A 23,745-nucleotide genomic window follows, 5' to 3' on the forward strand; every position below is an offset into this window, starting at 1 on the left:
CATGCGAGCCGTGGTGATGCACCGCTTCGGAGGCCCCGAGGTACTGCGGGCCGAAGACATCCCCGAACCGGTGGCGGGTGACGGGGAGTCCCTCGTCGACGTCACCCTGGCCGGGGTCAACTACGCCGATCTGCACGTCCGCGAGGGCGCCTATCTGCCTCCGCCACTGCCCGCCGTCCCGGGCGCCGAGGTGGTGGGGCGGCGGCGCAGCGACGGACGGCGGGTGGCCGCGCTGCTGCGGGCGGGCGGCGGCTACGCACAGGTGGCCGCGGTACGCGACGCCTACACCGTGGAGCTCCCGGACCACATCGACGACCGCACGGCGGCGGCCCTCCTCGAGCAGGGCTGTACCGCCCACGCCGCCCTGGTCACCGTCGGCCGGCTGCGCCCGGACGAGAGCGTGGCGGTGGCCGCCGCGGCGGGCGGCGTGGGTCATCTGGCGGTCCAACTGGCCCGCGCCCTGGGCGCGTCGACGGTCGTCGGGATGGCCTCGACGCCCGCCAAACGGGAGTTCGCGCTGCGTTCGGGGGCGGACCGGGTGACCGACGGTCCCGCCCGGCTGGGCGAGCTGCTGCCGGGCGGAGTCGACCTGTACCTCGACTCGCTCGGCGGGCCGGACCTGCGCCCCGTCCTCGACGCCCTGGCCCCCTTCGGCCGTCTCGTCTACTTCGGGCACCGTGGCGAGGAACCCGGCGGGCCGTCGATGGCCGAGCTGACCGAACGCTCCCTGGGAGTGCACGCGCTGTGGATGCAGCAAGTGGTCGACGACCGGCCGACGTTGACCCGGGCGACGGAGTGCCTCTTCGACCTCGCCGGACGGGGCCGGCTCACCCCGCACATCGACCGGGTGGTCCCGCTGACCGGGGCGGCCCGCGCCCATGAGGCGATCGCGGCCCGCGTGACCAGGGGAAAGGTGCTTCTGGACGTGCACCGATGACGCGGTCGCAACGCCCCCGTCCCGGCACGGGGATTGTGCGCGCGCCCCATGATGGGTATGGTCCCCTCGGGCCTGGGATCAGGCCGTGATGTCACGTGGTGCAGGTGGGGAAGTGTCTGTGGTTACGGGTAAAATAATTCGCTTTGACGAGTTTCGTGGTTATGGGTTCGTCGCGCCCGATACCGGCGGCGAGGATGTCTTCATGCATGTCAATGACGTGGATGCGGACAAGCGTCTGATCGTCCCGGGGACCTTTGTGGAGTTCACGGTCGAGGAGGGCGACAGGGGCCTGAAGGCCTCCAACGTCCGTCTCCTCGACCGCACGGCCGCGCCGCGCTCCGCACAGCTGTCCGTGGCCGGGTATCCGGCGCACTCCGGCGGGGAGGAGGGCGACTGTGACGTGCTGTCCACCAAGGAATTCCTGGACGAGATCACCGAAACGCTCCTCAGTGCCGCGCCCACGATGACGGCCGAGCAGATCCTGCTCGTCCGCCAGCGCCTGGTGCGTGTCGCGGGCAACCACGGCTGGGTCGAGGCATGACAGCCGGGGTGTGAGCCGAGCCTCAACAGCGGCCGGGCGGGCATGGTCCGCCCGGCCGTCATACGTAGACGACACGAACGATCGTGATCGTCAGAACGCTCCGGCTGACGTAGTAGCGGATGAGGACATCGGCGACCGTGGCCTCGCGCCGGTCGTCCTCCTTGTCAATGGGCGCGGAACCGTGCCCATGAGGGTCGTCGGCCAACTGCCGCATTCCGAGGTCGAAGCGGGCCCGCAGGGCGGTGTCCATCACGGTGAGGGCCTGGTCGGCGGGCGGCGCGTACTGGATGCGGTAGTCGCTCACGCCGGCTCCGGGCGCGCGGCTCCCGCGGCTACGGCCCCGATGTCCTCGCCCCGGGCGAGCCGGTCGAAGAGCTCCTCGTCCTCCTGGTCGGCCGCGGTGGCCGACAGCGCCCAGCGCACCAGGGCCGCCGGCAGCTGCGTGCTGGGCAGATGCCGGATCTCCCGGTCGAAGGCCGGTACCTGGTCCTCGTCGAGGGCGGAACGGATACCGGCGATGGTGGCGGGCAGCTCCACCAGCTCCCCGCCGATCACGGTCTTCATGGTGGCGTCCATGGGATCCTCCTCGGTCCTGCGGACCACGGTACGGCAGACTCCGGACGCCGTTGGACGGCGGACGGCGGCGTGCGAGAGTGGACCATGACGTGATCAAGAAAGGGGCAGTCCTGTGGCACAGGAAGTTCGGGGAGTCATCGCACCGGGCAAGAACCGGCCCGTCCGGGTGGAAACGATCGTGGTGCCGGACCCGGGGCCCGGCGAGGCCGTGGTGAAGGTGCAGGCATGCGGCGTATGCCACACCGATCTGCACTACAAGCAGGGCGGTATCAGCGACGACTTCCCGTTCCTGCTCGGCCATGAGGCGGCCGGGGTGGTCGAGGCCGTCGGCGAGGGGGTGACCGAGGTGGCCCCCGGCGACTTCGTCATCCTCAACTGGCGTGCCGTGTGCGGACAGTGCCGCGCTTGTCTGCGCGGCCGTCCGCAGTACTGCTTCGACACACACAACGCACGGCAGAAGATGACGCTGACCGACGGCACGGAGCTCAGCCCCGCGCTGGGCATCGGCGCGTTCGCGGAGAAGACGCTGGTCGCCGCCGGGCAGTGCACCAAGGTCGACCCCACCGTCGCCCCGGCCGTGGCCGGGCTGCTCGGCTGCGGGGTGATGGCCGGCATCGGTGCCGCGCTCAACACCGGGCAGGTGAGCCGCGGTGACTCGGTCGCCGTCATCGGCTGCGGCGGGGTCGGCGACGCGGCGATCGCGGGCTCCCGGCTCGCCGGGGCGGCCCGGATCGTCGCCGTGGACATCGACGGCCGCAAGCTGGAGACCGCCCTGCGGATGGGCGCCACCCACACCGTCAACTCGCGCACCACGGACCCGGTCGAGGCCATCCGCGAGCTCACCGGGGGCTTCGGCGCCGATGTGGTCATCGAGGCGGTGGGCCGCCCGGAGACCTACCGGCAGGCCTTCTACGCCCGTGACCTGGCCGGCACGGTCGTCCTGGTCGGTGTGCCCACCCCCGAGATGACCCTGGAACTGCCGCTGCTGGACGTCTTCGGGCGCGGCGGTGCACTGAAGTCGTCCTGGTACGGCGACTGCCTGCCCTCGCGGGACTTCCCCATGCTCATCGACCTGCACCAACAGGGGCGGCTCGACCTGGCGGCCTTTGTCACCGAAACCATCGAACTGGGCGATGTGGAGAAGGCCTTCGAGCGGATGCACGAGGGCGATGTGCTCCGCTCGGTGGTGGCGTTCTGATGCCGGCCCGCATCGACCACCTGGTCACCTCCGGCACCTTCGCGCTGGACGGCGGCGTCTGGGACGTCGACAACAACGTCTGGATCGTCGGGGACGACACCGAGGCGATCGTCATCGACGCGGCCCATGACGCCGACGCGATCGCGGCGGCGGTGGGCGGCCGCCGCCTGCTCGCCATCGTCTGCACCCACGCCCACAACGACCACATCGACGCCGCCCCGGCCCTCGCGGACCGTACCGGTGCCCCCGTCCTGCTGCACCCGGCCGACCGGTCGCTGTGGCGGCAGACCCATCCGGAGCGCGCACCCGACGGGGAGCTGTCGGACGGGCAGGTCCTGAGGGTGGCCGGGGCGGAGCTGACGGTGCTGCACACCCCGGGGCACGCGCCGGGCGCCGTCTGTCTGTACGCACCGGGGCTGGACACGGTGTTCACCGGTGACACGCTCTTCCGGGGCGGCCCCGGCGCCACCGGCCGGTCGTTCTCCGACTTCCCGACGATCATCGACTCGATCCGGAACCGGCTGCTGACGCTGTGCCCGGAAACGGTCGTCCGCACCGGGCACGGGGACCCCACCACGATCGGCGCCGAGGCTCCGCACCTCGACGCATGGCTCGCCCGCGGACACTGAGGGGGGATCCGTCATGGACGCCAAGGGCCACCCATTGCGGCCCTGCCGCCCGGGGGCCCGGGCCGGTGGGCAGCGCGCAGAGTGTCCTTGCTGACCTTGCCGGTGGCGTTGCGCGGCAGTGCGTCCAGCACGGTGATGGTGCGGGGGCACTTGAAGCCCGCGAGGCGTTCGCGGCAGAAGGAGCGCAGTTCCGCCTCGTCGATGCGGGCACCGTCGGCCTGGGTGAGGACGGCCGCCACGGCCTCCCCCCAGGTCTCGTCCGGCACTGCGATCACGGCGGCTTCGGCGACCGCGGGGTGCTCGACCAGTACCCGCTCGACCTCGGCCGAGTACACGTTCTCCCCGCCGGTGATGATCACGTCCTTGAGCCGGTCCTCGATGAAGACATAGCCCCCGTCGTCGATCCGGGCCACATCGCCGGTGCGCAGCCAGCCGCCCTCGGCGATGGCCTGGGCCGTCGCCTCCGGCTTGCCGAGGTAGCCCTTCATGCGCTGCCGGGTGCGGACCCACAACTCCCCGGCCGCACCGGCCGGGACGTCCGTCCCGGTGTCCGGCCCGACCACCCGCACCTCCACACCGGGCAGCGGGCGTCCCGCGGAGGTGAGCCGGTCGGGGCGCCGGTGGTCGTGGTGGGCCTCGGGGGGCAGGGCGGTGACCGCGCCGGAGAGCTCCGTCATGCCGTACAGCTGGGTGAACTTCACTCGGGGGAAGAGCTCCAGGGCCGTCCGCAGTATCGGCAGGGGCATCGGGGAGGCTCCGTAGAGGCAGTGGCGCAGGCGCGCGAACGCCTCGGTCACCGCCGTGTCGGACCGGACGATGCCCGCCACCATGGCCGGCACCAGCAGGGCATGGGTGGCTCCGTCGGCGATGGCCTCGCACAGGGCCTGCGGCGTGGGTTCCCGCAGCAGTGCGGTGGGGGTGCCGGTCAGGAGTGAGCCGAGGGCGAAGGCGATGCCTCCCACGTGGAAGAGCGGGAGGACAACGAGGTTGCGGGCCCCGTCGCCGAAGGCGAAGGTATCGCACATCGCCGAGCCGTGCCGGAGCAGGCCCTCGTGGGTGAGTTTGGCCCCCTTGGGGAAGCCGGTGGTTCCCGAGGTGTAGAGGATGAGGCAGGTGTCGTCCGGGGCGGCTGCGGTGGTGTCCTCGGCGGGCGGGGATCCGGCGATCACCTGCTCGTACTCGTCCGCCTCTCCCCCGACCACCACCACGCGTTCGACGGCGGGGATGCCGGTCAGCACCGGGCGGACGGTGGCGAGCAGTCCGGCACCGACGAACAGCACCCTGGCGCCGGAGTCCTCGATGACATAGGCGAGTTCGGCGGCGGCCAGGCGCCAGTTCAGCACGGCGTTGGCCGCGCCGATGGCGCCGGCGGCGAAGGTCGCCTCGAAGCAGGCCGGATGGTTGCGGTCCAGAAAGGCGATGCGGTCCCCGGGGCCGACCCCGGCCGTGCGCAGCCAGCCGGCGAGCCGTCGGCTGCGCAGGTGCAGTTGCTGCCACGTCCATCGCCGGTCCCCGAGGGCGAGGGCCTCACGCTCCGGCGCCCGGGCGGCCCAGTGAGCCGTCAGATCGCCGAGGGTTCGGGGGTTTCGCGCGGTCCCACTGAGCACCGGCCCAGCCTAGCCCGCGCGGAGCGGCCCTTCCAGACGGCCGTCAGGTGCCGGGCTTGCGACCGTACACAAAGACGTCGTCACCGGTGCGGAGCAGCTTCCAGTACGCCTTGGCGTCGTTGACCCGCATGTTGACGCAGCCGTGGGAGCCGGGCGGCGACCACACGCTGCCGCTGATGGAGTGGAAGGCCTGCCCGCCGTCGAAGAACTGACTGTAGGGCATGCGGACATGGTAGAGCGACGAGACATGGTTCTTGTCGCGCCAGTAAATCCGCTTCAGGCCGGTACGCGTCGCGTGTCCCTTACGGCCGGAACGTATGTGCACCGGGCCGTACTTGACTCTCTTGCCGTCCTGTATCCAGCTGATTTGCCGGGTCAGGTCGACACAGGCGATTCGCCCCTTGTTGGTGGGGCATTTGCGGGCCAGGTCGGGCGATGCCGCCTGCGCGGTGCCGCCCGTCGTCACCGCGAGCGGCACCGCCAGTCCGGCGGCTCCGAGCAGAACGCCCAGTCTGACTTTGAGCTTGTTGTGTGGACTTGTCATGGACGATAAGACTGCAGACGGCATCCATCGGTTGCACGGAAACCGGCCGCACTTCCGGGCAGGCAATCGACCGGAAAACGGGACGACCTGATCACCTCGGGGATCAGAATTCGACCGATGGCCGGGGCGGGGCTAGGCTCTGCCGAACCGGAGCCGTGAAGTCATCGTGTCCGCCCGGCAATTACCGAATTTTCCCGCCATTCCCAGGAACATCCGTGACCTTACTGCCATTCGCTACGGCCGCCCTGCCGTGTCCGCTGCGCCCGGCGCACCGGACCGCCCTGTTCGACGGAACCGGGTGATGCGCGGCGAGGGCACGGCCCATGGCGGGCCGGACTTCCGGCCCGTGCACCACCCGGCCGGGCTGGACGACGCCCTGCGCATCGCCGTCGAGGAGGTGTGGGCGGGGCGCTGGCTGGCCATGCGGGACCTGCTGGACCGTACCGGCGATCACTGGGCGTTGCGGACGGCGCGCACCCAGGTGCTGGGAGTGGTGGCTGCCGGTTCCACCACGGTGGAGACCTGGGCGGGTGAGGAGCCGGCCAGCGCGGACGCACGGGTGATGTGGGCCCGGGTGTTGGTGCAGCGGGCCCAGCGGGCGCACCGGCAGCGCCATCCCGGCACCCCGGAGGTGGAGCAGCAGGCGCGGCAGGCCTGCTTGATGGCCGCCGAGGCGGCGCCCGAGGACCCGGTGCCCTGGGTGTGTCTGCTGGCCCTGGCGGCGCTGGACGAGCGCCAGGAGCGGGCCGAACACCGGCTGCGGGCATGGGAGATCATGCTGCCGCCGGGGCCCTGGGGGCTGCTCTCCCGGGTCTGGGAGCGCGACCAGTGCAATCGTGAGGCGTTCCACCGCATGCTGCAGTTCTTCGACGCCTGTGCCACGGGGGCGGCGATGCAGGCGTCGACGATCGACTTCGGGCGGTGGGTGGCCTCCTGGGCTCCGGCCGGTTCGGCGCTGCTGGTGCTGCCGCTGTTCGCCTACGCGGAGTCGTACCGGCGGCAGTTGGCCGGGTACCGGGCACAGGGCCGGTCGGATGCGCTGCTGCGCTCCCAGTGGGCCGAGGATCCCATCCGCGCCGAAACGCTGCGGGCGTACTCGGGGTGGTTCGTCCCGGCCCAGGGCGAGGAGGCGGCCGCGCAGTCGGTGGCGGACCTCTCCCATCTGGCCTTCGCGCTCTGGGTGTCCCATCAATTCACCGATGCGGCCAGGGTGTTCCTGGCCTTGGGGCAGCATTCCGCCGTACAGCCATGGGCCTGCCTCAGCGATGATCCCGGCCGTCCGGAACTCGCCACCGCGGAGTTCCTCCGGGCCCGGCGCCAGAGTCTGGCCGCTCTGCCCGACTTGCCCGGTTAACTGTCATGAACGTGACAGTCAGGGCGTGATTGACCGACTTTCCCGGCTTCTCGCCCCTTTGTTTTCCTTGGTGTACTTGGAGGTTTTCAGTGTTTCTGGGTATCGGAAAAGCCCGCGGCTCCCGACAGGGGGCCCATGCTCTGCGGGACGACGAGTTTCTGCGCACCCTCGGCTACCAGCCGGTGCTGACCCGGCGCATGGGCCCCTTCGGGAACTTCGCCATTTCCTTTTCCGTCATCTCGGTGCTCTCCGGCTGCATGACGATGTACGGCTTCGGGCTCAACACCGGCGGCCCCGCGGTGATGATGTGGGGCTGGGTCGCGGTGGGCGTGATGGTCATGTTCATCGGCGCCGGGCTCGCGGAGGTCACCAGCGCCTATCCCACCTCCGGCGCGCTGTACTACATGGCCGACCAGCTGGGCTCCAAGAAGTGGGGCTGGTACACGGGCTGGCTGAACCTGCTCGGGCTGCTCGGCGCGATCGCCGGGATCGACTACGGGGCCGCGCAGTTCGCCGGCGCCTTCGCCAGCCTCCAGTGGGGTTTCCAGCCCACCCCGGGCAAGACCATGCTGATCTACCTCGGCATCCTGCTCCTGCACGGGACGCTCAATATGTTCGGTGTCCGGCTGATCAGCATCTTCAACTCGATCAGCGTCTGGTGGCACCTGCTCGGCGTCGCGGTGATCGTCGGGGTGCTGTGGGCGGTTCCCTCCCACCACCAGTCGGCTTCCTTCGTCTTCGGCAAGTTCGTCAATGACACCGGCTGGAACGCCCACTGGTATGTGATCCTGATCGGACTGCTGCTGGCCCAGTACACCTTCAGCGGCTACGACGCATCGGCCCACCTGTCGGAGGAGACCACCGGCGCCCAGGTCAACGCCGCCCGTGGCATCGTCCGGGCCATCGCCTGGTCCTGGCTCGCCGGCGGTGTGCTGCTCGCGGGGCTGACCTTCGCCATCCAGGACTACCAGGGCACCCAGAACGCGGAGTCCGGAGTGCCGCCCGCGCAGATCTTCCTCGACGCGCTCGGCGAGGGCGGTGCCAAGGCGCTGCTGCTGATCGTGATCGTGGCGCAGCTGTTCTGCGGCAACGCCGAGGTCGCCGCCTGCTCCCGGATGGTGTTCGCGTTCTCCCGGGACGGGGCGCTGCCGGGCTCCGCACTGTGGCGCAAGGTCTCCTCGCGCACCCGTACGCCGGTCCACGCGGTGTGGCTGTCGGTGGCCGTCGCCGCCGTGCTGGCCGTTCCCTCCCTCTACAGCCCGACCGCCTATGGGGCGGTCACCGCGATCAATGTCATCGGGATCACCCCGGCCTATGCCATCCCCATCTACCTCAGGGTCCGCAACCGCCACGCCTTCCGGCCCGGCCCCTGGAACCTGGGCAGCCGGGGCCCGCTGATCGGCGGGATCGCCGTCGGCTGGGTGGCCTTCGTGACCGTGCTCTTCCTGCTCCCCCAGAGCTACCCGGTGAACGCCGAGACCTTCAACTACGCGCCCGTCGCCCTGGCCGCGGTGCTCCTGCTGGCGACCATCTGGTGGCGGGTGGCGGGACGGCGCTCCTACGAGACCCGCGGCTACGGCAACGACCGGGAGATGGCCAACCTCGAAGGGGAGATCGTCTGATGACGGACACCACGCCCCGGCCGGCCGGGCGGCTCAGCCTCGACCAGCTGCGCGAACACATCGAGCGCGGCGAGATCGACACCGTCCTGCCCGTGCTGACGAGCCCTCAAGGACAGCTCAAGGGCAAGCTCTACGACGCCGGTCACTTCCTCGCCCGCGTCGCCGCCGAGGGCGCGGAGCTGTGCGCCTATGTGCTGGCCTGTGACATCGACATGACCCCGGTGGACGGCTTCGCGCTGGCCTCCTGGGACACCGGATACCAGGACCTGGTCATCCGGCCAGACCCGGACACCATCCGGGTGCTGCCCTGGATGCCGGGCACCGCCCTGGTGCACGTGGACGCCGTTGGCCACGACGGGCGGCCGGTCCCGGTCGCCCCGCGCCGGATGCTGCGTCACCAGCTGGACCGGCTGGCCGAGTTGGGGCTGCGGGCCAAGGTGGGTCTGGAGACCGAGTTCCTGCTGTGCCAGGGGACCCACCGGGAACAGGTGGCCGCCCTGCGGCCGGTGACCGAGGAGAACCTCGACTACGCCCTGGACCACAACCCGCCGACCCGCCGGTTTCTGCGGACCCTGCACCGCAGGCTGGCGGGTGCCGGACTCCCGGTGGAGGCCATCAAGACCGAGGGCGCCCCGGGCCAGATCGAGGTGACCTTCCCCTACGGCGATGCGCTGCCGGCGGCGGACGCCCATCCGGTCTTCAAGCACGCGGTGCGTGACATCGCGGAACAGGACGGCCTGGCAGCGACGTTCATGGCCGCACCCGCGACCGGGCTCGCCAGCGGACTCCATCTCCATCTGTCCCTGTGGCGCTCCGGCCGGCCCGTCTTCGCGGACTCCGACGGCGAACCCTCGGCGGTGGCGCACCAGGCCATCGCCGGACTGCTGGACGCGCTGCCCGGCCTCGCCCCGCTCTACGCTCCAACCGTCAACTCCTACAAGCGCTTTGCTCCGCACTCCTTCGCCCCCACCCACTTCACCTGGGGCCGGGACAACCGTGGCTGCGCCGTGCGGGTGGTCGGCCATGGCGCGGGCCTGCACCTGGAGATCCGGCTGCCGGGAGCGGACGCCAACCCCTACCTGGCGCTGGCCGCCGCCGTCGCCGCCATCGTCCACGGCATCGACGGCGGCCTGCGACCACCCCCGGCGCACCGCGGTGACGCCTACCGCGCACCGGACGCACCGCCCGTGCCGGCGACGCTCGAGGCGGCGCTGGCGGCCTTCCGCGACAGCGCCGCGGCGCGGCGGGCGTTCGGCCTCGAGGTCGTCGAGCACTACGACCGCCTCGGGCGGACCGAACTCGACGCCCTGCGGTTCGAGGTCACCGATGCCGAACGCCGCCGGGGATTCGCCCGGGTGTGAGCCCCACCATGGTGTCCGGCGCCGGTGTGTGGCATCTTGCACGGATGACGAGCGAAGATCATCCGCAGACCGGGCTGTCCCCCGTGGTCCGTCTGACCCGGTACGGACAGCCCGAGCTGAACGAGATCCTCGGGGACGGCCCCGACCCGTTCCGGGTGGCGGAGTGGGGCCTGACCTGGCGGGCGAAGGATGTGCACTTCGGCATCAGGTCGGGCGACCGCCTCGTCGCACACACCGGGCTGGTGCGGATCCCGGCGACGATCGGGGACGTTCCGGTGGACCTGGTGGGCTTTGGCGGCGTGGCCGTCGCGGCCGACCTGCGCGGGCACGGGCTGGCCCGGCTGGTCGTCGGGGCCGCCGAGGAACACGCCCGGACCCTGGGGCCGAGCTTCGGGCTCCTCTTCTGCCGGCCGGAACTGGTGCCGCTGTACGAGCGGTTGGGCTGGCGGCCGGTGGCGGCCGAGGTGGAGGTCGAGCAGCCCGACGGCCTCGCGGTCATGCCGCTGCACACGCTGTGGCGGCCGCTGCGCGAGGGGGCACACTGGCCCGCCGGGGCGGTGCGCCTGCGGTCGCTGCCGATGTAGGGCGGGTGCCGATGTAGGGCGGGTGCTGATCCATAAGACACGCCCTACGGCCCGCTGACCCCACGCGGGTCCGGGGCATCAGCCCAGCCGGACGAGCATCTTGCCCGTGTTGGCCCCCCTCAGGACGCCGAGGAACGCCTCCGGAGCCCGTTCCAGGCCGTCGAGGACGGTCTCCGCGGTGCGCAGGGTGCCATCGGCGAGCCAGCCCGAGGCCCGGTCGATGAATGCGGGGAACAGGTCGAAGTAGTCGCTGACCAGCATTCCCCGCACGCTGAGACCCTTGGTGCGGATCAGGCGGAAGTTGTCCGGGCCGGGCGCCGGGCGGTCGGCGTTGTACTCCCCGATCGCCCCGACGAGCGCCACCCTGCCACCGGGGCGCAGCGCCTCGAGCGCGGCCTCGAGGTGGTCTCCGCCGACGTTGTCGAGATAGACGTCGATGCCCTCCGGTGCGGCCTTCGCCAACTGGTCGCCGATCGGCCCGGCCCGGTGGTCGAGCGCCACATCGAAGCCGAAGTCCTCGGCCAGGGCGCGGGACTTGGCCGGGCCGCCCGCCGAACCGATGACCGTGGTGGCCCCGAGCTTCCGGGCGATCTGCCCGGCGACGCTGCCCACCGCCCCGGCGGCGGCGGAGACGAAGACCGTGTCGCCGCGGCGCACCGGGGCGACGTCGGTGAAGGTGGCATAGGCGGTCAGGCCCGTGGTGCCGAGAGCCCCCAGGTAGGCCTGGGCGGGGGCGCGTGCGGTGTCGACGACGGTGACATCGGCGGCGTCCAGGACCGCGTACTCGCGCCAGCCGAGCACATGCGAGACGGTGGCGCCGCGCGGCACGGAGTCCGCCCGGGAGACGAGGACTTCACCGAGGGCACCGCCGTCCAGCGGGGCGTCGAGGGCGAATGGCGGCAGGTAGGTGATGTCGGCGTCCATGCGGACCCGCATATACGGGTCGACCGACATCCAGGTGTTGCGGACCAGGACCTGGCCCGGGCCGGGCTGCGGGACGTCGGCCCGGACCAGGCGGAAGATCTCCGGGCCGGGGGTGCCGGTGGGCCGGGCGGCGAGGTGGATCTCGCGGCCGGTGAGCGGGGTGTGCGTGGTCATGGGGTTTCCCTTCATCGTGTGGTGCCGGGCCGTGCTCCACGATGCGGCCCGCGGGTTCGGGTTCGGTTGCGGACCTGTTCGGGTCGCGTTCGGACGGTCCGCGCGGGTCGACTAGGGTGCGGGCATGCGATTCGGGGTACTTGGTCCGCTTCGGGCGTGGACGGAGCGGGGGGAGCCGGTGGAGGTCCCCGAGCTGAAGGTCCGCGCCCTGCTCGCCGTACTGCTCGCCCATGCGGGGTCGCCGGTGCCGGCCGGTCTCCTGATCGACACCCTGTGGGACGGACAGCGCCTGCCGGCGGCGCCGGGCCGGGCCCTGCAGGCGAAGGTCTCCCAGCTGCGCAGGGCCCTGGCGGAGGCCGAGCCCGGAGCCCGGTCGCTGGTGGTCACCCGGCCGCCGGGTTATGCGCTGCGGGCGGGGACGGGAGCGGTGGACGCGGATCGCTTCACCGCTCTGCTGACGCGGGCCCGCGCCGAAGGGGACGCACGGACCAGGGCCGCGCTGCTGACGGACGCGCTGGGACTGTGGCGGGGCCCGGCGTTCGCCGGCTTCGCCGACACCCCGGCCGTCCGGGCGGCGGCGGCCCGCTGGGAGGAGGAACGGCTCACGGCCGTGGAGGACTGGGCCGACGCCCGCCTGGAGACCGGCGAACACCACGAACTGCTGGGCGAGTTGGCCGACCTGACCGCCCGGCACCCCTGGCGGGAGCGGCTGCGGGCGGCCCAGCTGCGGGCCCTGTACCGGTCGGGGCGGCAGCGCGAGGCGCTGGCCGCCTTCGAGGAGCTGCGCGGTGCGCTCGCCGAGGAGCTGGGGCTGGATCCCGGCCCCGAGCTGGCGGCCCTGCACCAGGCGATCCTGCGGCAGGACCCGGCGCTCGGAGCACCGCGGGACGCCGTGCCCGAGGCCGGTGACCGCCACCGTGGCGGGGGGCTGCCCGCCCCGCTCGACGCGCTGATCGGGCGCGCCGACGAGGTGGCCGCGATCCGCGCACTGCTGCCCGTCCATCGGCTGGTGACGCTGGTCGGCCCCGGCGGAGTGGGCAAGACCCGGCTGGCCCTGGAGACGGCCGGGGACTGCCGGGACGGTGTGCGGCTGGTCGAACTCGCCGGGCTGCCGGGCCATATCGATGCCGCCGGTCTGGCGGAGGAGGTGGCGGCGGCCATCGGGGTGCGGGACGACGGCGTGTGGGGGCCGCGGGCACCACACCGGGAGCGTCCGCCGGCCGCCCGGCTGGCCGAGGCGCTGCGCGATCGCGAACTGCTGCTCCTGCTGGACAACTGCGAGCATCTCATCGCGCCGGTCGCCGAGGTGACCCAGCAGCTGCTGCGGGCCGCGCCCGGTCTGCGGGTCCTGGCGACCAGCCAGGAGCCGCTGGCCCTGCCCGGTGAACAGGTCCGGGAGGTACGGCCGTTGGACGGCGAGGCCGCGGTGCGGCTGTTCGCCGCCCGGGCCGCCGCGGCGGCCCCGGGGTTCGCCCTCGGGCCCGGAAACGCCACGGCCGTCGCGGAGTTGACGCGGCGGCTGGACGGCATCCCGCTGGCCCTCGAACTGGCCGCGGGGCGGGTGCGCACCCTGGGCGTGCCCGGGCTGCTGGCCCGGCTGGACGACCGGCTGCGGCTGCTGGCCGGGGTGCGGCGCGGCACGCCCGCGCGCCAGCGGACGCTGCGGGCGACCCTCGACTGGAGCTGGGAGCTGCTGACGGACGGGGAACGCGCCGTGCTGCGCCGTCTTGCGGTGCACGCCGAGGGCTGGAGCCTGGCGTCGGCCGAGGCCGTGGCCGGCTGGGGAGGCACGGCCCCGGAGGATGTACTGGATGTGCTGGAGCGGCTGGTCGAGCGCTCCCTGGTGTCGGTGGGCGAGGGCTGGGACGGGCCGCGCTACCGGATGCTGGAGTCCGTCACGGCCTACTGCGCCGAGCGGTTGGCGGAGGCCGGCGAGGCGGACGAGGCCCGGTGGCGGCATCATGCGCACTTCGCCGCGCTGGCCGAGGGGGTGGCCGCCGGGCTGCGCGGTCCGGAGCAGCGGGAGCGGCTGGCACTGCTCGACGCGGAGGCCGCCAACATCCGGGCGGCGCTGGACGGTCTGGTGGCCGGCGGCCGGGGTGCCGAGGCCCTTCGCCTGGTGAACGCGCTCGCCTGGTACTGGCTGTTGCGGGGCCGGCTCGGCCAGGCCCGCCGGTCGCTCGGGGCGGCTCTCGGCGCCGCCGGAGCCGCCGCCGATGCCGCGTCCCGGGCCCGGGCGGCGGCCTGGCACACGGGGGTGGCGGTCCTGGAGGGCGAGGGCATGGACCGGGCCCGGCGCGTCCGGGAGGTGCTGCGAGGTTTCGACGGCAGTGGCGATCCGGCGGGCCGGGCGGAGGCGCAGTGGTTCCTCGGGCACGCCCTGAACCGCATCGGTGACACGGCGGGCGCCCGGGAGCTGTCCGAGGGTGCGATGCGGGCGTTCCGGGAGCGCGGCGACCGGTGGGGGGAAGCCGCCGCGCTCGCCGACCGGGCCGTCCAGGCCCTGGTCCACGGGGACTTGGCCGCGGTGCAGCGCGAAGCGGAGCGCAGCGCGGCGCTGTTCGCGGAGCTCGGTGACGCCTGGGGGCAGACGCAGAACGCCCCTGTGCGGGCGGCGCATTCGGAGATCCTCGGCGATTATCCGGGTGCGGTGCGACGGCTGCGGGAGGGGCTGGGCACGGCCGAGTCGCTGGGCCTGTCGACGATGGCCGCCGACCTGACGGCGGGTCTGGGGCGCATCGCCCTCCTGGAAGGCGATCTGCCCGGCGCCCGGGAGCTGCACTCGCGGGCCGCGCGACGCTCCGCCGAGCTGGGGTTCGAGGCCGGGCGGGTCAATGCCGAACTGGGCCTGGCGCTGGGCGCCCGCCGGGCCGGGGACCTGGCTGCCGCCGAGGCTCGGCTGCGCAGGGTGCTCGCCTGGCACCGGCAGGTCGGGCTGGACCGTGCCAACGCCCTGGTGCTGGCCGAACTGGGCTTTGTCGCCGAGCTGCGCGGCGATGCGGTGGCCGCGCTGGCCCGGCAGGAGGAGGGCCTGGCGGTCGCCCGTACCACCGGCGACGACCGTGCGATGGCGCTGGCCCTGGAGGGCCTGGCCGGGGCCCATGCCGTCGGCCGGCCGGAGCTGGCGGCGGTCCTGCTGGGCGCGGCCGATGCCGCCCGGCGCGGGGCGGGCGCGCCGCTGCCCCCGGCGGAACGGGGCGATGTCGAGCGGATCACCGCTGCGGTACGGGGGCGGCTGGGAACCGCCGGGTTCGACGGGCTGTTCGCGCGGGGCACGGCCCTGCCCCCGGACGGGGCGTACGAGGGGGCCCGTTCCGGGGCCGGGTGAGGAACACCTACCGCACCGTGCGCCCCGCCCGCCGCACTGCCGCCGCGAAGGCCACCGCATCGTGCACGGCCGCACCACCGGGGTCGTTGTTGAAGTACGCGTACACCTCGGCGCTGTCGGGCCAGGCGTCCGCCACCCGCCGGGCCCAGCTCGCCAGCGCCGCCCGCCCATAGCGCGGCCAGGGCCGGGCACGGCCGCAGTGGAAGCGCACATACCCCCACCCCGCGGTGCGCCACAGCGGCGTCACCGCACGGGAGTCGTGATCGGCCCAGCACAACGCCGCGCCGCGCCGCTCGAGCAGGGCCCGTACCTCGTCCGTCCACCAGGACTCGTGCCGTGGCTCGACCGCCACCCGCGTCCCGGCGGGAAAGCAGGCGAGCGTCTCGTCCAGGGCCGGGGGCGAGGCGCGCAGCGTGGGCGGGAGCTGGAGCAGTACGGGTCCCAGCCGGTCGCCCAGCCCGGCGGCGTGCCGCATCAGCCGCCCGACCGGCTCCTCGGGGTCGTGCAGCCGCTTGATGTGGGTCAGGTAGCGGCTGGCCTTGACGGCCATCACAAACCCCTCCGGGGTACGGTCGCGCCAGGTGGCGAAGGTCTCCGGGGAGGGCAGCCGGTAGAAGGCGTTGTTGTTCTCCACGGTCGTGAAGTGGCGGGCGTACTCCTCCAGCCACAGCCGCTGCGGACAGCCGGCCGGATAGAGGTCACCGCGCCAGTCCCGGTACTGCCATCCGGAGGTTCCGATGAGGACGGGCATGGGACGATGTCTCCCCCGAGGCCGGAGATCTTCACCATGGTCGATCCGAACTGCGCCTTCTGTACGATCGCGGCCGGCGGTACGGCCGCCCACCTGGTCTTTGCGGACGACGCGGCGGTGGCCTTCCTGGACGCCCGGCCGCTGTTTCCCGGGCATGTGCTGGTGGTGCCCAGGCGGCACGCCGAGACGCTCACCGATCTGCCCGTGGCGGACGTGGGGCCGTTCTTCACCCGGGTGCAGCTGATCGCCGGGGCGGTGGAGCGCGGCATGGGCGCGGCCGGGACGTTTGTCGCCGCCAACAACCGGATCAGCCAGTCCGTGCCGCACTTCCACGTCCATGTGGTGCCGCGCAACCGCAAGGACGGGCTGCGCGGCTTCTTCTGGCCGCGCACCCGCTACGCCTCGGACGGGGAGGCGGCTCGGGTGGCCTCGCGGGTGCGGGCGGCCCTGGAACCGGGGGGAGGCTGAACTTGGACCACCGCCCGAGTGGCCGAATACTGGAACCAGGGCTTGTCTCGTCTTCCGGAACCGCGCCCCGGGCCGGAGGTGGATCATGCGATTCGACGACCGAACGGACGCGGGCCGCCGCCTGGCGGAACGGCTGCGGCACCTGCGCCGTGAGCATCCCGTCGTGCTGGGCCTGCCGCGCGGCGGCATCCCGGTGGCCTTCGAGGTCGCGCAGGCGCTGGGTGCGCCGCTGGATGTCATCCTGGTCCGCAAACTGGGCGTTCCGTACCACCGTGAGCTGGGCTTCGGTGCCATCGGCGAGGGTGGCGTACGGGTGGTGCGCGACGACATCATGCGGATGAGCCGGGTCGACGAGGACGACCTTGCCGAGGTCCAGCGCGCCGAGGAGGCGCAGTTGGTGCGGCAGGCCGAGCGGTTCCGCGGCGGGCGGCTGCGGATTCCCCTCGGGGGCCGTACCGCGATCGTGGTGGACGACGGCATCGCCACCGGGTCGACCGCCTCGGCCGCCTGCCGGGTGGCGCGGGCCCAGGGGGCCGCGCGGGTGGTGCTGGCCGTGCCGGTGGCGGCCCCGGACGCGGCGCATGAGCTGGGGTCCGAGGTGGACGAGCTGGTCTGTCTGTCGACGCCGGCGCTCTTCTCGGCGGTCGGCGAGTGGTACCGGGACTTCTCCCAGACCGAGGACGAGGAGGTCATCGAGCTGCTGGGCCGGAGCACCGTGGCCCAGCCGCCCCTGCATGCCTCGCACATCCACACCACCGCCCCCGTGCAGCTGGCGGTGGACCACCGCACCGTGTCGCTGGACGGCGATCTGACGATGCCCGCCGGGGCCCCCGGGGTCGTCGCCTTCGCACACGGCAGTGGCAGCAGCCGGCTGAGCTCGCGCAACCGCGCGGTGGCGCAGGCCCTCAACGAAGCGGGTCTGGGCACCCTGTTGTTCGATCTCCTCACTCCACGGGAGGCCGAGGACCGGGCGAAGGTGTTCGCCGTCGAGCCGCTGGCCCACCGGCTGGCGGAGGTGACCGTCTGGCTGCGCCGCCAGTCCGTCCCCATCTGCTACTTCGGGGCCAGTACGGGCGCGGCCGCCGCTCTGTGGGCCGCCGCCGACGCGGGTCCGGGTGATATCGCGGCCGTGGTCTCCCGCGGCGGCCGCCCCGATCTCGCCTGGCCGCGGCTGGACGAGGTGATGGCGCCCACCCTGTTGATCGTCGGCGGCCGGGACGAGACGGTGCTGGACCTCAACCGGCAGGCGGCGGCCCGGCTGCGCTGCGAGAACCGGCTGGCCGTGGTGCCGGGTGCCACTCATCTCTTCGAGGAGCCCGGGGCCCTGGATGCGGTCTCGGAACTGGCCCGGGACTGGTTCACCGGGCACCTGGCGTCTTCGGCGCCCGCCGCCGCGTCGTAGCCCGCGTCATACCCGGGTGCCACCCGCGGATTGGCACCGCGGTGTGATGCCCGCCCCCGGGCCGGTCCCGCACTGTCCCTCCAGGCAAGCCCCTGGAAGGACGCCACCGCATGAAGCCTCTTGGCACCCTCGCGCGTCGCGTGGACCGCATGACCCCGCCCGACCGCGACCGCGCCGTCGACGCGCTGCGCGCCTTTGCGATCCTCGGGGTCGTCCTCGGCCACTGGCTGGTGACCGCCCTCGTCGGAACCGACGGCGGGCTCCACGGCGCCAGCCCCCTGCAGCACATGCCCTGGCTGGCCCCCCTGTCCTGGCTCTTCCAGACGCTGGCGCTGTTCTTCTTCGTCGGCGGGCTCTGCGGCGCCCGGAGCCATGCGTCCGCCCGTGCCCGGGGCACCGGTTACCCCGCCTGGCTGCGGGGACGGCTGGCCCGGCTGGCCCGGCCCGTCACCGCCGTGCTCGGCGTGTGGGCGGTGGTCTGCGGCATCATGTCGGCGTCCGGTGTGGACGGGCGAACCCTGCACACGCTGGTGACACTGGTCGTGGATCCGCTGTGGTTCCTGGGAGTGTTCGCGGCGCTCACCGCCGCGACTCCGCTGACCGCGCGGCTCCATCCGCTGTGGCCCTTCGCCGTCGTTCTGTCGGTGGACCTGATCCGCTTCGGGCTCGGCGGCCCGGCCTGGCTGGGCTGGCTCAATGTCGCCGCCGGCTGGCTCGTGCCCCACACGCTCGGCGCGGCCTGCGCCCGGGGGCGGCTCGCCAGGCGGCTCGCGGGGCTGCCGCTGCTCATCGGCGCGGGGGCGGCGACCGTCGTGCTCGTCCTCTGGGGCGGTTACCCGGGCAGCATGGTCGGCGTCCCCGGCGCCACCGTCTCCAATCTCAACCCGCCCACCCTGGCCGCCGTCACCTTTGGTCTCGCCCAGGTCGGACTGGCCCTGCTGCTGCGCGAACCACTGCGCCGGGCGATGCGACGGCCCATGGTCTGGGCCGCCGTGGCCATGGCGAACCTGTCCGCCATGACGATCTTCCTCTGGCACCAGAGCGCGATGATGGCGGTCACCGCCGCGGGGCTGGCGTTCGGCCCGCTGCCCGGGCTGCACACCACGCCCGACGGCCCGGGCTGGATATTGGCCCGGCTCTGCTGGCTGCCGGTCTTCGCCCTGGTGTTCGCCGGATGCCGGGCAACTTTTCGCTGCTTCGTTCGAGCAAGCGGTGCCGTTCGATCGAACAGTAAGGATCCGGGCACATCGGACAGCGGATTCCGCAACCTCCGGCGAGGACAGCCTCGTCCTACGCGCTGACAGCCGCCGCCGGAAACAGCCGGCACGGGGGAAGCACCACGGGGGTCACCACATGACGGAAATGATCGTCAACCCGGTAGGCACACCGGAATCCGCAGCCGGACTCACGCCCTTCCTGGACGCCTTACGCGTACCGCCGGTGCTGCGGCCCGGTGGCACCGAAGCCCTCCAGGGCATCGAGATCGGCCTGTCCGCAACCTGGGTCCGGCTGCATTCGCAGCTGCCGCCCACCCGGGTCTGGGCCTATGAGGGCCACTACCCCGGACCGACCATCGAGGTCCGCCGCGGCCAACGGCTGCGGATCGCCTGGACGAACCGGCTGACCGGCGCATACCCGGTGACGGCGGTGGAGGCCGTGCCCGTTCCGGGCGGACCGTCACCGAGCGAGGTACCGGGCCGGGGCGGTGCCCAACCACTGCCCGAGGTCGCCGCACTGCCGCCGTGGACGGTGACCCATGTGCACGGCGCCCGCACCGGAGGCGGCAACGACGGCTGGCCGGAGAACGCCGTCTCACCGGGCGACAGCCAGCTCGCCGAATACCCCAACGACCACCGCGCGGTCGCCTGGTGGTACCACGACCACGCCATGGACATCACCCGGTGGAACGTCTTCACCGGCCTGGCCGGGATGTACCTGGTACGGGACGAGGAGGAGGACGCGCTGCGGCTGCCCGGCGGCGAGCGGGAGATCCCGCTGGTCATCCAGGACCGCAACCTCGACCAGGACGAGGACGGCCGGCTGACCGGCCGACTGCTCCACAAGACCGTGGTCGTCGACCGGGACGCCCACGGCAAGAACGTCACCGCGGCGTTCTCCGGCCCCTATACGCTCGTCAACGGAGTGATCTGGCCGCACCTGGACGTTACGGCTCAGTGGTATCGGTTCCGGCTGCTCAATGCCGCCAACGCCCGTATCTTCGAGCTCCGGTTGACCGACGAGGACACCGGCGAGCCGGTGACCGGCGCGGTATGGCAGATCGGCACGGACGGCGGGCTGCTGCCGCGCCCGGTGCTGCAGGACGGGCCGCTGTCGGTGGCGCCCGCCGAACGCATCGATCTGCTGGTCGACTTCGGCCGGCTGCGGGGGCGCCGGCTGCGCCTGGTCAACGCCGCCGCGGGGGTGCGCCATCCACAGGTGATGCAATTCCGGGTGGGGACCGAGCAGATGCACGACCCGTTCGTACTGCCGAAGGTCATCTCCAGCTCTTTCCGGCGGATCACTCATGAGACCGCCCCCCGGCACGGCCACCGCCTGATCGCCCTGGTGCCGCCCGGTACCGCCGGAAACGGTCACCCGGGACTGTGGGAGATGCACCCGGTGCAGCCGGGCGAGGTGCCCGTGCCCGGCGCGGGGGTGATCCAGCTCAAGGGCGCGGACGGCACGGTGCGCACCTACCGCAGGGGCGCCCAGGCCTTCGACGACACCCTGGGCTTCATGGTCGCCCACGATGCGTGGGAGCAGTGGAGCTTCCTCAACCTGGGCGGCCCCACGCACCCGATGCACCTTCACCTGATTGACTTTCAGGTGCTGAGCCGGGACCGCTACCCGGTGGGCCCGGGAACCCCCTTCGACCCGGCGCTGGGCGGCACCCGCTCGCCCCTGGCCTACGGCGGCACGGCGCCGCTGTCGGACGGCGACGCGGGCTGGAAGGATGTGATCCAGGTGCCCGCCGGGCAGCTGGTGAATGTCATCGGCCAATTCCACGGCGCGAAGGGCCGGTTCCTGTACCACTGCCATCTGCTGGAACACGAGGACATGGGGATGATGCGGCCGTATGTGGTGCTGCCCGCCGAGGTCATGGCGGTCCACCACCCGGCCGATGGCGGCCATGGCCACTGAGCCATGACTGCTGCGCGTGCACAGGCCGCGTCCGCACAGCCCACGAACTCTCTTTTCACCGTGAGGTGTTGACGTTTGTGTGCCCTCTCTTCACGATGGGAGACTCCGCCCACTTCTCTTTCTTGCGGAGGCTCCCATGCGCTTATCCAGATGGGCCGGCGGTCTCGCGGCAACCCTGCTGACGCTGGTTCTGTTTCCCCTGTCCGCGGAGGCGAGCACCGACCCCGCTCCGCCCCTGGAAACTCCGGTGGCCGAGCTCGCCAAGGCCCTGCACTGCCAAGGGGACTTGAAGAGCAGCGACAAACCGACCGTCCTCTTCATTCCCGGTACCGGAGTCAAGGGCGAGGAGAACTACGCCTGGAACTTCATGGCCGAGCTCAAGAAGAAGGGATATCCCTCCTGTTGGGTGGACTCCCCCGGCCGTGGCCTCAAGGACATGCAGGTGTCCGTCGAGTATGTGGTGTACGCGGCGCGCACGGTCCATGAACGCACCGGACGGAAGATCGACCTGGTCGGGCACAGCCAGGGCGGGCTCCAGGTGGCCTGGGCCCTGCGCTTCTGGCCGGACCTCGCGCCCAAGGTCGACGACGTGGTGACCATGGGTGCCCCGTTCCAGGGCACCCGCCTTGCCAGCGTCTGCCGCCCCCTCGCCCAGATCGCGGGCTGCCCCGCCGCGATCCTGCAATTCTCCCGTGACTCGAACTGGTCGAAGGCTCTCGCCGCGAACGGCAAGCCCATGCCCTCGGGTCCCTCGTACACCACGGTCTACTCCAGGGCCGATGAATCCGTGGTGGCCGACGGGCAGCCCCCGGTCCTGCCGGGCGCCCGGAACATCGGCGTCCAGGACATCTGCCCCGGACGCCCGTGGCCCACCCACTTCGGCCTGGTCGTCGACCTGGTGACCTACGAGCTCGTCGCCGATGCGATCGAGCATCCCGGCGCCGCCGACCCCAGCCGGATCAACCGCGCGGACTGCGCCAAGCCACTCATGCCCCTCAACTCCGAGGAAGCCGTCAAGAGCCTGCCGGGCCTGCTGGACTTCCCGATCGAGGCCCTGATCCACAGTCAGCCATGGGTCCGCGAGGAGCCACCGCTGCGCCCCTACGCACGGTCGTGAGCAGGGTCGGGTAGACAACAGCGCGACACTGCGGGGAAGAGTCCCTGCAGTGCCGCGCTGCCGTGCGGGGGGCACTGCAGAACGTGCACTCAAGTCAGAACGTGCACTCAAGGTGCTTGATCCCCTCGATGAAGCTCGACTCCAGCCGCTGCGGCTCCCCCACCGCCCGGATCCGCGGCACCGCCGCCAGCAGCGCACGGTACAGAGCGGTGATCTCCATCCGCGCCAGATGGGCGCCCAGGCAGAAGTGCGGGCCGAGCGACCCGAACGACAGGTGCGGGTTGGGGTCGCGGGTGATGTCGAACCGGTACGGGTCCTCGAAGACGCGCTCATCGCGGTTGGCCGACCAGTAGAAGAGAAACATCCGGTCCCCCTTGCGGAACCGATGGCCATTCAGCTCGGTGTCGTGCAGGGCCACCCGCCGCATCCAGTTGATCGGCGTAGCCACCCGCAGGACCTCCTCGACAGCCGTGGGCGCATACCGCTCGAAGTCGGACAGCAGGAGTTCCTTCTGGTCCGGGTGCTCGGTGAGCAGTACCAAGGCGTGCGAGATGGCGTTGCGGGTGGTCTCCATGCCGGCGACGACGAGCAGGATGAAGAACGACACCAGCTCCTGCCGGGTCAGTTGCTCGCCGTCCACCTGCACTTGGACGAGCCTGGTGATGACGTCGTCACCGGGGTGGGCGAGACGCTCCTCGCGCAGGCCCGCGATGTAGTCCCCCAGCTCCTTCGAGGCCGCGAGGACCGCCGCCTCGGAATCCTGCCCCTCGGGCAGATAGTCGGGGTCGAGCGGCCCCACGATCGTGTTCGACCTCTCGAAGAGAAAGTCATAGTCCTCGCCGGACAGGCCCATCATGGTGCTGAGCACGGCAATGGGCATCTCGGCTGCGACCGGCCGGATGAAGTCGCCGGGTCCGCGCTCCAGGAGCCCGGCGACGATCCGCCGGGCCGTGGCGTCGGCCATTGACTCGAACTCGGGGATCATGCCACGCCCGAAGGAGCGAGCGACGATGCGCCGTAGCCTGGAGTGCTCGGGGTTGTCCATATTGATCATGGAGCCGTAGTACTCGTCAAGCTCCGGCGGCAGGCCCACAATGGTCGTCGCACCCTGCGAGGAGAAATCGTAGGGGCGACGGCTCACCTCCACGATGTCGGCATGCTTGGCCAGCGCGTAGTACCCGAACGCCGACGGCAGGCCGGGCATGCGCTGGTGGACGAACTCCGGGTGCGGCCGGGCGCGCAGCCTCTCGAAGAACTCCACCCGTTCGTCACGCGGCCGTGCCCAGAAGGAGGGGTCGACGAGGTCGGTGGGCGCGGATTCGGCGGAGAGATGTTCCGCAGTGGACATGCGTTCCGCAGGAGACACGGTCCCTCGATTCGGGCTCGTTCGGACGCCTTTTGTGCACACGATGGCAGGGCCCGCTTAAGCACACCTAGTGAGCCGGTCCGCAGATCCTGTCGCAGTAGCGGCAGATGCGGTCGATGAT

The 23,745-nt window shown here is 72.1% G+C and carries 20 protein-coding genes and 1 pseudogene; 14 read left to right on the forward strand and 7 right to left on the reverse strand.

All coding sequences use genetic code 11. The features are described from left to right. The first annotated feature begins 1 nt into the window (after nucleotide 1). Nucleotides 2–937, forward strand: a complete 936-nt coding sequence (locus ABCR83_RS03025; RefSeq protein WP_462693035.1) for a quinone oxidoreductase family protein — start codon at nucleotides 2–4, stop codon at nucleotides 935–937. 88 nt (nucleotides 938–1,025) lie between these two features. Then, nucleotides 1,026–1,478 (forward strand): cold shock domain-containing protein, encoded by a 453-nt coding sequence (locus tag ABCR83_RS03030; protein ID WP_462693075.1) that lies wholly within the window; start codon nucleotides 1,026–1,028, stop codon nucleotides 1,476–1,478. A 58-nt stretch (nucleotides 1,479–1,536) separates the two neighbouring features. Here ABCR83_RS03030 and ABCR83_RS03035 read toward each other — a convergent pair whose 3' ends face one another. Continuing rightward, nucleotides 1,537–1,728 (reverse strand): hypothetical protein, encoded by a 192-nt coding sequence (locus ABCR83_RS03035; protein ID WP_462693077.1) that lies wholly within the window; start codon nucleotides 1,726–1,728, stop codon nucleotides 1,537–1,539. Nucleotides 1,729–1,778: 50 nt separating this feature from the next. Then, on the reverse strand, nucleotides 1,779–2,054 hold the full coding sequence (locus tag ABCR83_RS03040; RefSeq protein WP_462693037.1) for a hypothetical protein: 276 nt from the start codon (nucleotides 2,052–2,054) through the stop codon (nucleotides 1,779–1,781). 112 nt (nucleotides 2,055–2,166) lie between these two features. Here ABCR83_RS03040 and ABCR83_RS03045 point away from each other — a divergent pair, with 112 nt between their 5' ends. Together ABCR83_RS03045 and ABCR83_RS03050 are read left to right on the forward strand one after the other, a co-directional pair. Then, a complete protein-coding gene (locus ABCR83_RS03045) occupies nucleotides 2,167–3,252 on the forward strand; it encodes an S-(hydroxymethyl)mycothiol dehydrogenase (RefSeq protein WP_462693039.1) in 1,086 nt (361 codons plus the stop codon). Next, the gene (locus ABCR83_RS03050; protein ID WP_462693041.1) at nucleotides 3,252–3,881 is read left to right on the forward strand and encodes an MBL fold metallo-hydrolase; all 630 of its coding nucleotides are present in this window, start codon (nucleotides 3,252–3,254) and stop codon (nucleotides 3,879–3,881) included. The genes ABCR83_RS03045 and ABCR83_RS03050 overlap by 1 nt, the downstream gene beginning before the upstream one ends. Before the next feature lie 11 nt (nucleotides 3,882–3,892). Here the strand turns inward: ABCR83_RS03050 and ABCR83_RS03055 are convergent, their stop codons facing one another. Further along, entirely contained in the window at nucleotides 3,893–5,488 is a 1,596-nt protein-coding gene (locus tag ABCR83_RS03055) for a long-chain-fatty-acid--CoA ligase (protein WP_462693043.1), read from the reverse strand. A 43-nt stretch (nucleotides 5,489–5,531) separates the two neighbouring features. Next, a pseudogene (locus ABCR83_RS03060) lies at nucleotides 5,532–5,921 on the reverse strand (L,D-transpeptidase); the annotation flags it as partial. 412 nt (nucleotides 5,922–6,333) lie between these two features. Here ABCR83_RS03060 and ABCR83_RS03065 point away from each other — a divergent pair. The 4 genes from ABCR83_RS03065 to ABCR83_RS03080 all read left to right on the forward strand — a co-directional run bounded on the left by ABCR83_RS03065 (nucleotide 6,334) and on the right by ABCR83_RS03080 (nucleotide 10,953). Continuing rightward, entirely contained in the window at nucleotides 6,334–7,386 is a 1,053-nt protein-coding gene (locus tag ABCR83_RS03065) for a hypothetical protein (protein WP_462693045.1), read from the forward strand. Between the two features lie 101 nt (nucleotides 7,387–7,487). Beyond that, nucleotides 7,488–9,008 (forward strand): amino acid permease, encoded by a 1,521-nt coding sequence (locus tag ABCR83_RS03070; RefSeq protein WP_462693079.1) that lies wholly within the window; start codon nucleotides 7,488–7,490, stop codon nucleotides 9,006–9,008. Further along, nucleotides 9,008–10,369 (forward strand): glutamine synthetase family protein, encoded by a 1,362-nt coding sequence (locus ABCR83_RS03075; RefSeq protein ID WP_462693047.1) that lies wholly within the window; start codon nucleotides 9,008–9,010, stop codon nucleotides 10,367–10,369. The genes ABCR83_RS03070 and ABCR83_RS03075 overlap by 1 nt, the downstream gene beginning before the upstream one ends. Before the next feature lie 44 nt (nucleotides 10,370–10,413). Continuing rightward, nucleotides 10,414–10,953, forward strand: coding sequence for a GNAT family N-acetyltransferase (locus tag ABCR83_RS03080; protein ID WP_462693049.1), 540 nt, complete (start codon nucleotides 10,414–10,416; stop codon nucleotides 10,951–10,953). Between the two features lie 78 nt (nucleotides 10,954–11,031). Here the strand turns inward: ABCR83_RS03080 and ABCR83_RS03085 are convergent, their stop codons facing one another. Beyond that, on the reverse strand, nucleotides 11,032–12,051 hold the full coding sequence (locus ABCR83_RS03085) for an NADP-dependent oxidoreductase (RefSeq protein ID WP_462693051.1): 1,020 nt from the start codon (nucleotides 12,049–12,051) through the stop codon (nucleotides 11,032–11,034). Nucleotides 12,052–12,175: 124 nt separating this feature from the next. Here ABCR83_RS03085 and ABCR83_RS03090 point away from each other — a divergent pair, with 124 nt between their 5' ends. After that, entirely contained in the window at nucleotides 12,176–15,379 is a 3,204-nt protein-coding gene (locus ABCR83_RS03090; RefSeq protein ID WP_462693053.1) for an ATP-binding protein, read from the forward strand. Nucleotides 15,380–15,386: 7 nt separating this feature from the next. On the opposite strand, the gene ABCR83_RS03095 is transcribed toward ABCR83_RS03090, so the two are convergent. Next, complete coding sequence (locus ABCR83_RS03095) at nucleotides 15,387–16,130, reverse strand: DUF72 domain-containing protein (RefSeq protein WP_462693055.1); 744 nt, start codon at nucleotides 16,128–16,130, stop codon at nucleotides 15,387–15,389. Nucleotides 16,131–16,136: 6 nt separating this feature from the next. On the opposite strand from ABCR83_RS03095, the gene ABCR83_RS03100 reads away from it, so the two are divergent. From ABCR83_RS03100 to ABCR83_RS03120, 5 genes are all read left to right on the forward strand, one after another. After that, entirely contained in the window at nucleotides 16,137–16,598 is a 462-nt protein-coding gene (locus ABCR83_RS03100; RefSeq protein WP_462693057.1) for an HIT family protein, read from the forward strand. Nucleotides 16,599–16,683: 85 nt separating this feature from the next. Then, nucleotides 16,684–18,000, forward strand: a complete 1,317-nt coding sequence (locus tag ABCR83_RS03105; RefSeq protein WP_462693059.1) for a phosphoribosyltransferase family protein — start codon at nucleotides 16,684–16,686, stop codon at nucleotides 17,998–18,000. A 110-nt stretch (nucleotides 18,001–18,110) separates the two neighbouring features. Continuing rightward, on the forward strand, nucleotides 18,111–19,301 hold the full coding sequence (locus tag ABCR83_RS03110) for an acyltransferase family protein (protein WP_462693061.1): 1,191 nt from the start codon (nucleotides 18,111–18,113) through the stop codon (nucleotides 19,299–19,301). A gap of 52 nt (nucleotides 19,302–19,353) precedes the next feature. Then, nucleotides 19,354–21,141: an O-aminophenol oxidase PhsA gene (gene phsA / locus ABCR83_RS03115; RefSeq protein ID WP_462693063.1), complete on the forward strand. Its 1,788-nt coding sequence runs from the start codon at nucleotides 19,354–19,356 to the stop codon at nucleotides 21,139–21,141. 136 nt (nucleotides 21,142–21,277) lie between these two features. After that, on the forward strand, nucleotides 21,278–22,258 hold the full coding sequence (locus ABCR83_RS03120) for an esterase/lipase family protein (protein ID WP_462693065.1): 981 nt from the start codon (nucleotides 21,278–21,280) through the stop codon (nucleotides 22,256–22,258). A 94-nt stretch (nucleotides 22,259–22,352) separates the two neighbouring features. Here ABCR83_RS03120 and ABCR83_RS03125 read toward each other — a convergent pair whose 3' ends face one another. Continuing rightward, a complete protein-coding gene (locus ABCR83_RS03125; RefSeq protein ID WP_462693067.1) occupies nucleotides 22,353–23,606 on the reverse strand; it encodes a cytochrome P450 in 1,254 nt (417 codons plus the stop codon). Between the last annotated feature and the right edge of the window lie 139 nt (nucleotides 23,607–23,745).

The sequence above is a fragment of the Streptomyces xingningensis genome (assembly GCF_054957865.1).